Source organism: Paenibacillus sp. FSL E2-0178, from assembly GCF_038593005.1.
In the GTDB taxonomy this organism is placed as follows: Bacteria; Bacillota; Bacilli; order Paenibacillales; family Paenibacillaceae; genus Paenibacillus_AQ; species Paenibacillus_AQ phytohabitans.
Genome location: NZ_CP151953.1, coordinates 979,445 through 991,306, shown reverse-complemented (window position 1 = coordinate 991,306; position 11,862 = coordinate 979,445). Strand labels below are relative to the sequence as shown.

At 43.4% G+C, this 11,862-nt stretch carries 17 protein-coding genes; 15 read left to right on the top strand and 2 right to left on the bottom strand.

Annotated features, from left to right (window positions below):
• Complete coding sequence (locus tag MHI42_RS04285; RefSeq protein WP_342422880.1) at positions 1 to 1,647, top strand: hypothetical protein; 1,647 nt, start codon at positions 1 to 3, stop codon at positions 1,645 to 1,647.
• On the opposite strand, the gene MHI42_RS04280 is transcribed toward MHI42_RS04285, so the two are convergent.
• Positions 1,618 to 3,006 (bottom strand): oligosaccharide repeat unit polymerase, encoded by a 1,389-nt coding sequence (locus tag MHI42_RS04280; RefSeq protein ID WP_342422879.1) that lies wholly within the window; start codon positions 3,004 to 3,006, stop codon positions 1,618 to 1,620. The two genes, MHI42_RS04285 and MHI42_RS04280, sit on opposite strands and share 30 nt — an antisense overlap.
• 209 nt (positions 3,007 to 3,215) lie before the next feature.
• Between MHI42_RS04280 and MHI42_RS04275 the strand changes: the two genes are divergently transcribed.
• The 11 genes from MHI42_RS04275 (at position 3,216) to MHI42_RS04225 (ending at position 10,408) form a co-directional block, all read left to right on the top strand.
• Positions 3,216 to 3,863 (top strand): hypothetical protein, encoded by a 648-nt coding sequence (locus MHI42_RS04275; RefSeq protein WP_342422878.1) that lies wholly within the window; start codon positions 3,216 to 3,218, stop codon positions 3,861 to 3,863.
• A gap of 51 nt (positions 3,864 to 3,914) precedes the next feature.
• On the top strand, positions 3,915 to 5,945 hold the full coding sequence (locus MHI42_RS04270; RefSeq protein WP_342422877.1) for a phage tail protein: 2,031 nt from the start codon (positions 3,915 to 3,917) through the stop codon (positions 5,943 to 5,945).
• 75 nt (positions 5,946 to 6,020) lie between these two features.
• Positions 6,021 to 6,563 (top strand): hypothetical protein, encoded by a 543-nt coding sequence (locus MHI42_RS04265; RefSeq protein WP_342422876.1) that lies wholly within the window; start codon positions 6,021 to 6,023, stop codon positions 6,561 to 6,563.
• A gap of 21 nt (positions 6,564 to 6,584) precedes the next feature.
• A complete protein-coding gene (locus MHI42_RS04260; RefSeq protein WP_342422875.1) occupies positions 6,585 to 6,968 on the top strand; it encodes a hypothetical protein in 384 nt (127 codons plus the stop codon).
• Positions 6,969 to 7,100: 132 nt separating this feature from the next.
• Entirely contained in the window at positions 7,101 to 7,259 is a 159-nt protein-coding gene (locus MHI42_RS04255) for a hypothetical protein (RefSeq protein ID WP_342422874.1), read from the top strand.
• 86 nt (positions 7,260 to 7,345) lie between these two features.
• On the top strand, positions 7,346 to 7,630 hold the full coding sequence (locus MHI42_RS04250; protein WP_042215747.1) for a hypothetical protein: 285 nt from the start codon (positions 7,346 to 7,348) through the stop codon (positions 7,628 to 7,630).
• Position 7,631: 1 nt separating this feature from the next.
• Complete coding sequence (locus MHI42_RS04245) at positions 7,632 to 7,847, top strand: hypothetical protein (RefSeq protein ID WP_342422873.1); 216 nt, start codon at positions 7,632 to 7,634, stop codon at positions 7,845 to 7,847.
• On the top strand, positions 7,837 to 8,205 hold the full coding sequence (locus tag MHI42_RS04240; protein WP_340840956.1) for a hypothetical protein: 369 nt from the start codon (positions 7,837 to 7,839) through the stop codon (positions 8,203 to 8,205). The genes MHI42_RS04245 and MHI42_RS04240 overlap by 11 nt, the downstream gene beginning before the upstream one ends.
• Complete coding sequence (locus tag MHI42_RS04235; protein WP_342422872.1) at positions 8,205 to 9,122, top strand: peptidoglycan recognition family protein; 918 nt, start codon at positions 8,205 to 8,207, stop codon at positions 9,120 to 9,122. The genes MHI42_RS04240 and MHI42_RS04235 overlap by 1 nt, the downstream gene beginning before the upstream one ends.
• Before the next feature lie 11 nt (positions 9,123 to 9,133).
• Positions 9,134 to 9,496 carry a phage holin, LLH family gene (locus MHI42_RS04230; protein WP_342422871.1) on the top strand — a complete coding sequence of 121 codons (363 nt, stop codon included), beginning with the start codon at positions 9,134 to 9,136 and terminating at the stop codon, positions 9,494 to 9,496.
• A 102-nt stretch (positions 9,497 to 9,598) separates the two neighbouring features.
• Entirely contained in the window at positions 9,599 to 10,408 is an 810-nt protein-coding gene (locus tag MHI42_RS04225) for a hypothetical protein (protein ID WP_342422870.1), read from the top strand.
• A gap of 41 nt (positions 10,409 to 10,449) precedes the next feature.
• Here the strand turns inward: MHI42_RS04225 and MHI42_RS04220 are convergent, their stop codons facing one another.
• Entirely contained in the window at positions 10,450 to 10,677 is a 228-nt protein-coding gene (locus tag MHI42_RS04220) for a hypothetical protein (RefSeq protein ID WP_342422869.1), read from the bottom strand.
• A 131-nt stretch (positions 10,678 to 10,808) separates the two neighbouring features.
• Here MHI42_RS04220 and MHI42_RS04215 point away from each other — a divergent pair, with 131 nt between their 5' ends.
• The 3 genes from MHI42_RS04215 to MHI42_RS04205 all read left to right on the top strand — a co-directional run bounded on the left by MHI42_RS04215 (position 10,809) and on the right by MHI42_RS04205 (position 11,805).
• The gene (locus tag MHI42_RS04215) at positions 10,809 to 11,072 is read left to right on the top strand and encodes a hypothetical protein (protein ID WP_342422868.1); all 264 of its coding nucleotides are present in this window, start codon (positions 10,809 to 10,811) and stop codon (positions 11,070 to 11,072) included.
• Positions 11,073 to 11,321: 249 nt separating this feature from the next.
• Entirely contained in the window at positions 11,322 to 11,567 is a 246-nt protein-coding gene (locus tag MHI42_RS04210; protein WP_342422867.1) for a hypothetical protein, read from the top strand.
• Between the two features lie 49 nt (positions 11,568 to 11,616).
• The gene (locus tag MHI42_RS04205; protein WP_342422866.1) at positions 11,617 to 11,805 is read left to right on the top strand and encodes a hypothetical protein; all 189 of its coding nucleotides are present in this window, start codon (positions 11,617 to 11,619) and stop codon (positions 11,803 to 11,805) included.
• Positions 11,806 to 11,862: the final 57 nt, after the last annotated feature.

Sequence of the window (11,862 nt, the reverse complement as noted above, 5' to 3'; positions counted from 1 at the left end):
ATGATTTTTAATCGACGGACTATTACGAAGCTCCTCGATCTCGTGAACCTACAGAGGCACAATGATAACTACGCCGATATTCAGACAGATTTGACTAACCATGAAGGTCGGATAACTGGCGCCCAGAGTGACATTACGACTCATAAGGCCTCAACGGCAGCCCATCCGGCCGAACATGTGACCTATGAAGGCGAGGTTATCGGTGCTGAGAATATCAAAGAAGGCCTTGATATCATCAAGACCGAGCTGGACCAAGCGATTATATCCGGAGACAGCGGGCCGGAGGCTGCTGCATCTCGGTACAACCCATTCACTGGTGTTACACACGCAACTTTGCCTGACCGACTTAATGGAGAATGGGAACAGACTGCTACTCAGTTGGCGGAGAATGCGATTAACCCTGATCGATACACTGGAACAGACCTGCAGAAATTACAGAGTGCTATTAACGATGCGATTGCTCAGAGGCGAGCAATAAATCTATGGCGGTTGTTTGATATCACGGGAGGAACACTTAAGCTAGGGCAGACCTTGAGGATTCCGCTTGTGATTACTGGAATTAATAAAGGTGGGATTAAGAAAACAGACTCCGGCTTTGTTTTTGATTCCGATTTGCCTATGGTCAGTGACTTCTTCTTTAATGATGTCTATTTCGAAAGTGTGCGGTTGGCGGGTACAAGGATTTTCAATGCGGATAAAATCATAGTGGTTAACCTGACTGGATGTATGCTCAGAAACGTGGACACCTTCATCTACTGCTCAGACGCAGCTTATATACAGAGCTATAGGTTGATGGCATGTCAATGTGTCTCTGGTAATGGGGCACTATTTGATTTTGTAGGAGCCTATGACTTCTCAATTTCAAATTGTTATTTTGAGGCGCATGAGAATATAATCGATCATCGAATTTTGGTTACAGGGAGTAATCCAAATACAAAACTGTACAATGTTCGGATTATCGACTCTCTTTTTCAAGGTAATGTCGGTAGGTCAATGAGCCTTAATGATTGCGAATCGTTGAAGATAAGCGGATGTTATTTCGAAGGAGAAATGCTAGGTAACATTACGTTCAAGCCTACAGCTATTTTGAAATCAGTGAAAATTGAGGATTGCAGACATGGAGGCTCTACGTTAAGAGCGATCATTAAGTGGCCTGCAAATGTGGGCGTGGGCGTTATTACAATGAGTAATGTAGGTCAACAAGTACCTGTCCATGACTGCTCGCTTGTAACAGCGGGTACTATCTTATCAATTAAAGATAGCGCCTCTTTTGTGGATACTGCAGTAAATGGACATATTCACTATATGCGTGAGAACCAATATATCCAAGATGGTGCAGCTATCATCGGGCTTGATTGGGGCAACATGAGAAAGCTGTATATGGAAAATGCCTCGCTATCTATGACAGCGGGGCAAAATCAGACCATAACAGTACAGTTTTTGGAGAACATTGCAAAGGACGATACAATAACGCCGATATTGTTTCCCGGAAACTCAACTCACCCGCTATTCACTGTTCACTACTGGTGGAGAGATTATACTGATAAAGCAAAGGTGTACGTTAATGTGACTAACAACAACGCGACAACGGAGTCAATGATCTTAGGAGTGACAGTGCTAAAATTGCTTCCTTCCATTAAAGGATAAGAAGGGATTAGGGGTTTGTAAGCTATCCTCCTCGGCTATTAATGACTTTTTGGCGTGTCTGCGGTGTAGGAAAACTAACACTCCGATAGCTATGCAAGTTCCTGGAGCCGAGTAGTTCCATCGGAACTCTGTTGCGACTAATTGGTAGGTCATAAAGACAAGTAAGGAAAAAGTTAAAATGTTTGTATTAGCGAGATAGTATTTATAAGCTAGTGCCATCACTATCCCTAAAAGCGCAGAAAGTAAAATGACAAGAAGTATTCCGCCATCGAGATAAAAATTCATTATGGCGGAATAGAAGGCATTAAAGGTTATATTATTACCTATAACTATACTTTGGACGGTGAAGGAAGAAGATACTTCATTGGCTGTATGTAATGACATGCCATTTCTACTGAAGAAAATTAGAAAAGTGTTGAATATCTCTTCAACACCTGAGAAAAATGATCGACCAAGTGTATGCCCAGTCACTTCCGCTATCTTAGCGGTTAAAAAGTAATCCAGTGTTCGAAACGGGCCTATAAAATATAAGGCCATTTGTTTGATAGATGTATTTGTGAATATATCAATGGATTCCCGAAGACTCGGAGATGATATTCCGAGTCTTTTGGCAGTGTTTAAATTCATGAAATAGACTCCAAAAAGAATAACTGTCGCATAGAAGAGTTTGTTTATACGCTTAACCTTTTTGAAATTGACAGTGATTTTCTTAAACATGTCGTATTTAAAACCAAACGCAATCAGTACGAAGAATATAATCTCAAAGAATACAAATCGTCCACCTCCAATAAAGGAGAACAGTATGCAATTCACCATCGAAATCCAAAGTGATACATTTTTTCTACCATTCAAAATTAGATTAGATAGGAGCAGAAGAATCGACACTTTAACTATTGGGGTGATTATCCACGAATAAAAAATTGTGCTTACTGAAGAACCGAATAAGAGTCCCTGTTCATAGACAATTCTTCTACTATCTAAAATGCTCATACTGGACAGCAGCAAATTATATTTCCTATAAAAATAAGCGAGCACCAGCAATGTGAAAAGTTGAAGAATTAGAAATTTTTTTGAAAGGAGAAACTCATAGGCTGATATTTCTTTAATGATTACCCTTTTCTGTATGTTTCCTTGATTTATGAGCAGGAATCCTACTGAGGTAATAATCACATGTACCCATACTATTAGATAGGTTCTGCTCGTGACATCATTTAAGGTGAATGGGTTATTTAAAGATACTATGGTCCACAAGCCCCAAAATCCTATGTAAAATGTCAATGGATTAAACCTATTTCCTGTGCGAAATACTCCAGCACAAAAAACAAAAATAGCAGTAACAATAAATAAAATGTATAACATGATGCGGATTTCCTCCTGATCTCAACAATATTTTATCATTATACAACTAAAGCTATAAATCGGCATTATATTCCTTTTAGTTTATGGTTTTGGAATATACATTAATGAATTAACGGACCATACTGCGTAACGTTATTACCAAGTTCGAGAAAAGTCTTGACGTAATTCAAAATCATTTCTATTGTCAATATAGTATAAGGAGGATGAACATGACTATATTGGCAGGAATGGCAGTATTCACAGGCAATGATAAGGGTTATGTATTTATAGCTGCGGACTCAAAGAAGATTGTTGAGGATGTAATTATTGATAATAATGGAGATATTGTTTCGCGCCACAATAAGGTTGTCATTGAAAACGACATAAAAGTTCACAATATCGAGAACATGATATTAATAGGAACAGCGGGTTCTTTAATATCTAGGTATGGTGAGGATGATTTATTAGATGTAATAGTTGACTTTATTAGTTCAACCTTAAAGACCGATAAAGACTTGATAAGCATTTCGAATAAAGTTTTTGACTTTATTGCAGATAATATGGCAAAAGATTCTCACTGTGATGTTATTTTAGGTGGGTTTATAAATAATCAACCTTCTTTAACAACGTTTAAAGTTATATCTGGTAAATTAGAAAAAGAATTAAAAGTTTTAACTTCAAATCATAAAAATTGTTATTCACTATTGACGCATGGTATTGAAGGACAAATTAAAATACAATTTGAAAACGAAATAGCAAGGATGGAGCCAACTAATCAGAACGGAATAATTAAATCTGTATTCCATTACATTAAAGAATCAGCCAAACTCAGTCCTGAAACATGCAACCAGATAGTCAGGTGTACAGTACTTGATTAAATATATTATTTAGTGTAGAAAAACCACATTCAGTTTGATTGTGGTTTTTTCATGTCCATGAAAGGAGCCACCAACATGCAGCAGCATCTCAAATCCTTCGACCGTAACCGTGCCCCAACCGGTCTGCTGGTACAATCCGCGGACGTCCAGCGACGCCGCCGGCTAAACAGCGATTATGAGATATCCTTCACCGTACCAATGACGAGCACCGACTATAAAGAGTTGATCATACCCAAAGGCCATGTTCAAGACGAACGTGGCCAATTTTATGTCGTTCAGTCTCGTGCCCGGGATCGCAGCAACAAGATCATCAGTGCCCAGATCATCTGCACACACATCATGTTCAAAATGGTCGACTTCAAGATGCCCTACGGCGATTACATCGACGAAGCATACGGCGTCCACATCAGCGTTCTGCTCGACAAGATCAGCGCGGCCACGGGTGGCGTGTATTCTTTCGTCACACATGACACCTTTGATCTGAGGGACGTTAAGGACTGGGGAGCGACCACGGCGCTGGCTGCCCTGCAGGATACTGTCAACCTGTATGGCTGCGAGATTGAGCCAGATAACTTCGTCATTCATTTGTACAAGCGGATCGGCAGTGACGATGGATTCGAATATCGGATCCGGAAGAATATCATCAGCGATAGTTTTAAGGACAGTGTATCTAACCTGACAACCCGATTGTTTTCCCAGATGAAGGACGGCCGGACATTCATCGGCCTTTCCGCCGACTATCTTACCGCCGAAGAACGCAGCCTGCTGCAGTCCGTTCCCGGCGCCATTGTCGACAACAAACTGGCCGTCAATTACCTGATATCGCCGTACGCTCAGTACTGGACCAACAACGTCAACACCTTCTATGATGGCGAGCTGATTGATCAGAACATTGAGGATCCGGAAGAGTTGCTGATCGCAACCCGAGAAGCACTCCGAAAGAAGGAAATGCCGGAGTTTGAGATCGGAGTCAGCGCGGCGGATATCTACAAGATTGATCCGGACGAGCAGCAGCCGGGCCTGGGCGATACGGTTTACGCCTATGATCCGGAAATGGAGCTGCAGCGTGTCAGCTGCCGGGTGATGGAGTTGACAGAGTATCCATTTGCCATGGATAAGCACTCGCAGGCGACGCTCTCCAATTACCAGATGCGGGATGATACGCAGGTGCTGGCCGACCTGGAACGCAGTAAACAGATCCTGAATGACCTCCTGTCCGGGGGCCGGTTGCGGGCAGCTGCCTTTGAAGAATTCGCGAAGCAGGCTGTCATCGACATCAATGCTTCCAAGAGCGAGATCATTTACGATAGCCGCGGTATCGTCCTACAGGAAGTGGATCATCCGAATGTTCAGATGGTCTTGACTTCACACGGGCTCATTATCACGGAGGACGGCGGGGCCACAGCGCGAACGGCCATCACCGGCCGGGGCATTGCCGCTGAAGTGATAGCTGGGGTGCTGGGTAGCTTCGTCAGCATGGAGATCGGCGAGGGTAACAACATCACCAAGATCAATCCTAGCGGCATCAGCGCGGGGCATGCGGATTGGGCGAGTGCTCCGTTCCGAGTGGACATGGCCGGGAATGTCGTGGCGCGGTCGATTACGCTGACGGGTCTGATTGAAGAGAGTACTATGACCTATTCGGATATCATTGCCGGCACAGTGACGGGGGCGCTGATCAGGACTGCTGCTCCTGGTGTCTACCCGCGCGTAGAGATTGATCCGTCAAGCATTGCATTTGGTGTATATGCTGATCCTGACAACGGGATCCTAATTCCGGCTTACGACGGGGGAGTCAGCAAGATCAGATTCTTGGCAAACGGTAATGAATCGACAATATTCAATTCCCCGATATCAGGATTTATTATGAGTGCTTATGACAATGCGATGATCATTGGTGACAACGTGATACTGAGCCCCTCGAGCGGATATGTCAGAATTCCTTCGTGGAGCAGTTTTTACAGTGATTCATCCCATAACACTTTGCAATCAGAATTATCTTCTTTACAGTCTCAAATTTCATCATTAAGTTCGGATATAAACTCAATCTGGACTTATCTCGCAAGTGAACCTTGGGCGTAATCTAAGCTAATCCTTCCATCCCTATTTACCGACATATGGTATTATTAGGATAAACAAATAGGGAGGTATGATGACTTGAAGAAAATAATATCTGGGGTGATTGCTGGGGTTTTATTAATTGGTGGAGCATCGGCGTTTGCTGCCTCCAATAATCTCATCGGTCAGAAAGTTCAGGGTCTTTTTTCGATTGAAAAGAACGGTGCGAAGATTGCTGATGCTGTAATCATTAACGGTTCAGCTTATGCCCCGGTTAGGTCCGTTGCGGAAGCGACTGGAGCTGAGTTGACCATTGAAGGGAAGAAAATAATTATGAGTGTTGACGGCAAGACGACTATAACGCCAAAATCAGCCCTGCTATTAAATTTGAATAGCCAGCGAGATCAGGTCATTAGAGAGATTGCTAAAAGAGAAGCAGGAATACAGAACATCGAATCTGATGTTATTCCTACTCACGAACAATTGGCTGAAGAACTGGCCAACAATGGCACTCTTGGTAAACAGCAATTGGGATTGGTTGAATCATTGAAGAAACAAATTGTTGAAATGAAGTCCGAACTTGTAACCTTGAATCAACAATTAGTAGAAATCGATGCTAAAATTGCAGATCTTCTAAAATAAAATATAAATCGGAGATAATTTATGAACAAAATACTGATAATTATCTTTTCATCTGCTCTCCTATTTGGAAATGTTCGAAGCATCCCTTTTAACAGTTTTTATTCAACGACCTCAGTATCAGAGGAAAATGGGTTGGGTAGTGACTTAGAAGTATTATTGATTGAACGTGATGAAGTGGAATCTCAGATTCTAACATTAGAATCCTTCATAGACAGTTATAAGAAAAATCAGGTGGATAAATGGGTAAATCAAATATCAAACAATCCAAACTCTTTTCTGGTTCCAGAATGGAAAGAAGCATTAAATGACACCGGTGAATATTTGAAACAACTTAAAGCCGAACTGGCCACACGCCAGCAGCAACTTGCTGACCTAGACGCTCAAATTACTGCGCTTCAAAAATAACATATTAATACGGGAGTCTCGCTTCGGCGGGCTCTTTTTTTAATCCCTTGAAAGGAGGTGATCCCTCTGGCCAAAGTATTCAATCTCGACATCTCGGTTAATCCGAGCAATCCCGTACAGGAGGCAGTGTCAGTGGTAATGCTGCTCGTCAACTCCCATCCCGGCCGGCAGCATGAGCTGCTTCAGCAGATCGATATGCAGATCGGTGAAGCATTGGCGGCGCTGGACGAAGCCCGCAAGAAGGCAGCAGACAGCAAAGTGGCAGAGATTTTGGAATCACCGGTTGAATAGCGGCACGCCCTGAAGAGGAGCGTGCTATTTTTTTGCCCTCGGAGCCGATCCGCGGGCTATTTCCATGTAGAGAGAGGGGCGGGAGGATGGATTTGCCTAGCTTAAAAGACGCCCTGTCGTTGGCGGACCAATATGGTATTGGTTGGTTGTTTGCGCTCGGGGAAGCGCTGCTGTTGGTCATTGTAGGTAGGTGGTTGGTTATTGGTAAGTTGGTGCCGGGAAAGTCGCTGGAGAAGGCGGAGAAGCAGCGGGATGACGCAATCGAGAAGGCCATATCCGCCGTGGCTGCTCTAAATCGGAGTAGTGATGTTATGGAGAAAATGAAGCCTGCAGATCGTTTGAATCCGGGCGACCAGGACGGAGGTGGGTAACATGCCGCGAGTAAGTTTGTTCGAACTGCTCAGAAAGATACCCGCCATCAAAAAGAAAGAGGCGGAATTAGAAGAGAAGGAACAGGAAGTGAAGTGGGCGATCCGGAGATATGAGGACCTGGACGAAAGACACAAGGAAGTCGTCCGTTCCAATGGCTTCGCCGGCGCTTTTATTTACGATCACAGTACGAGAGAGGGGGAGAACTATGCGCGCTAACGACACCATTACACTCATCTGCTATGCGTTATCGCTGATTTGCATCATTTATATCACAGCAGCCATGCACATCTATTTCAGGAAGAAGTACCGGGAGGGCGTTGTCGGTATCGGGCTGGTTCTTGGTATGCTGATGTTCACGGCCTATGCATTGGAACGGCTGATCGGGTTCGTGATCCGTTTCGGCCGCATTGAAGGTTGGAGCGGTTACTCCTTTCGGTTGTTGCAGGATTGGGGCTGGACCATCGGAGTGATCGGCACGACGGTTACTCTCTGCGCGCTGGCTATCTTGGTGCAAGGCAGAGACTTAGGATTGTTCTTAGAACGGCCGGAAAAGAAGAAGGGAGTTAGACGGTAATGATCAAAAATAAATATACGATCGAGCGGCGCTATATCAACAAGCGCCAGAACGTTCGGCCCGGCACTCGGTTAGTAACGGGCACGCCGGGCTTTTTAGTTGCCCATGATACCGGGAATCCCGGGGCTACAGCGGATAAGCACTTCGAGTATTTTCAGACCCTTGTTAACCGGTCGGCCTCCGCGCAGGTTTTCGTGGACGACAAGCGCATCCTGGAGATCATCCCGACCGGCACCGGAACGGACCAGGCGGAAAAGGCTTGGCATGTGCTGTACAACGTGACCACGGACAACGCCAAATACGGCGACGATGCTAATGACATTGCCCTGGGCGTTGAGCTGTGTTACGGCGGTAAGATCAACACCATAGAGGCATACAAGCGCTATGTGTGGTATCTGGCCTACTGCTGCGACAAGTGGAAACTTAACCCGCTGACACACATCCCTAGCCATAAGCAGCTGGACCCGACCCGCAAGAGCGATGTTGACCAGGCTTTGAAGACAATCGGGAAGACGCTGAAGGACCTGCTCTATGACGTTGCCAGGGAGATGCAGGAGGAGCCGGCGGTCATCGTGGCACCGGCTGCCGTGCAGCTGCCGGCCAGTGTCGCGCAGGCGCTCATTGAGGATTATATATCCCCGGCGTGGTTTGCTGCCCGGAAGGCTGACGATTCGGTAGGTACTCTACATTTGCACAACCTGGCGAATAACCTGCGCCTAGCTGCCCGCATTCCATTGCAGCCGGGATCAGCTGCGCCGTTTACTCAGCTGCCGAAGAGTAACGTCCAGGAGTTGGTGTTCCGGTGGTTATCTCCCGGCTGGCAGGCCGCAAAGGTTAAGGGCGATAAGACGGCAATGGCTTTCTACAACAATACGGCAAATCACCTGCGGCGAGCTGCGGGCATGCCGACAGAATAGGAGAGGATTATATGCAAACCATTATTGATCAAGCCCAGCCCTATATCACAGCCGTCGTGCTGGCTATTGTAGGCATTCTTGCCACGGTTATCCTGCGGACGATAGCACTGCTGCAGGTAAAGGCAGACTCATTTTTCGATGCTCGGCTGTCAATGTCTCAGCGGGAACTGCTGCACAAGATTGCTTCCGAGGGTTTTGCCTACGCTCAGACGGTCTACAAGGAGCTGGGAGGGGAGGATAAGCTGCAGCAGGCGTTGGTATATGCTTCGGATCAATTGGAGGTGCGGGGTATCAAGGCTGCGCCAGAGGAAATCCGGGCGGCCGTTGAGAAGGCGTACCTTGCTTATAAAGCGACAGTATTGACCAAGCAGTAATAATTGCCCACTGGCTTCGGCTGGTGGGCTTTTTGTCGTTTACAATAATAAAAGTGACCTATATACTTTATAAACTATCGATAATTATATGGGGGTTAAGTAATGATGATTGTTAACAAAAGTACAAGCATTGGTTGGACTATTGAAGCTTTAGAAGCTGACAAAAGTGTACTCGGTTTAAAATTAATTAGTGTCCTTGACTGCATTTTGCGTCCTTTACTTGGAGATGTACATAAGCTACGACCTCAATACCAAGGACTAATCGAAGAAGCTCGTATTGCGCTAGTTCATGATATACATGGACTTGCTATACTTAATGATATGTTGCAATTTATTTTCACAAAACCAGACGGAATACAACATAAAGATTTTTTGTATGTAATGGAGATAATTGAAAAATATTTTACCAATATGCGTTCAATCTATGACTTCATGTCAAAAGTTCTGCGCCTAGCAGTTGAAGAAAAGAACATAGGGAAAATCTCATTTGACTCATTTAACTCTTTGTTAACATTTGCTGAATCAAATTCAAAGCCTCAACAACTTCTACCCGAGGATCTTATTTCATTGCTAACAAATATTAAGGATGAATTCAATTTAGTGAAGAACATTCGTGATTTTATTATTCATAATGGAAAACAGATTTCTTTGCTTAAAGATGATAAAGGATACCAGTTAGGCCCTTTTAACAATCAGGGTGAATTAATAGAGTTGCAATTAGGAGAAGAAAATAAATATGAATATCTAATCCCCTATTTATCTCAACGCACAGAGTCAATGCTTAAGTTCGGCGAATCAATTGCTGATATTATACACAGAGAGTTTACTAGAATGAATGGTGAGTTCCCCTTTATGTGGAGTGCACTTGAAGGGGTATGCATTCCATCTTTTGTCGATCTTTTAGGATGGTAATATATAAAATAGGTCAGTGGCTGATTTGTCACTGGTCTTTTTTATTTGTAAAATTGGTTTTTGGTTTGGAATTTAATTATCCTTGAGACGCGCTCAACCTCGTGGATTGGTACCCAAATTGAACCATCAATAGTATTTATCTTCACACGATCCGGATCTACAGACACCTCTGCAACCCCCTTTATTTCTTCTCCATTTTTCAACCAAGCAACAATCATTTCTCGTCTTAAAGCTGCGACCTTTAAACTCTGCTTAAGTTTTTTATCCATGTCCACACCTCGGGTTTTCTTGTTTATTATACACCCCACGTGATATCCGAAGGAAAATTTTCCTTGCCCACATATACATAATGTTCCAAATAAAATATACTAGTCGTATATTCTCTGAAAGTGGGATGATCATGAGTCAAACCCCAACAAGAAGCGATTTTCGCCACGAAGTTAAACGACTAATAGATGAGGCGCGTGAGGCAGGGGCAGAATACGTAGATATTGTATCTGGTGATGTACATACAAAAGTTGGGGGATACCCGGCACAAGATGGAAATCACAAGATGCCAATGTGTTGTGAAGCAATGTACGATTATAAAAAGAGGATTGATAAGATTCTTTTCTCAACACCAAGTGGTCAAAGTAATACATTGAAGATTCGTTATTTTACGTAGGAGTGACGGTGCTCTATCTACAAAGTCCTGGAGTGTGATGCAGACTTCTTATCTGCTTCCCTGACGGAGATAAAGGTTTCTGTTTGGTTCCGCCAAGAAGATGATACCGACGGTTGTTTTATGTATTATGGAGGCTTTGTTGAGGGATATACTCCAGACTAAATAAAGATTGTAAGCACCCGGTTCATCCCGAAAGCTTTGAATCACGAACTATAATATAAAAAAGCAAGAACGATTGGGGCGATGAATATGGTCACAGTTAAAGTTTATAGAGAAAATAATAGTTATGTATTTAAACTTGATAGTGGTCTCCAGGATATTAGGTCAATTGATCCTGAATTTCCAGACGCTAGAATAACAGCTGAAATAGAAACTATGAACGATTTTGAAAATCAGCATGGCATAGGTTCGATGAGAACTGTAGTTAAACAATTCTTTGGATTAAATGGGAAGTTACCGGTGAATTTCATTAATTCAGAGGGTAGAGAAATATAATAGAAATGCGCTTGTCGACTTATAATATTTTAATGAGGTGAAGATAAAAATGACAGCATTTGTCACGGTATTCACAACTGACGTTGGATTAGAAAATCTAATAATTACAGGCTCATGCGGTGCCAAAATTAAACCATCTGGAGATTTTGTTAACCCTATTTTAGCAGAACGCAGTACTATTAAAAACTTTTCAATGGACCCTGACAAGCAATTTGAAGTTGATACGAGGAATAAATAAAAGATGATTTTTTTGAAAAGCACCCTATATTATGGGTGCTTTTTCATTTATTTATCA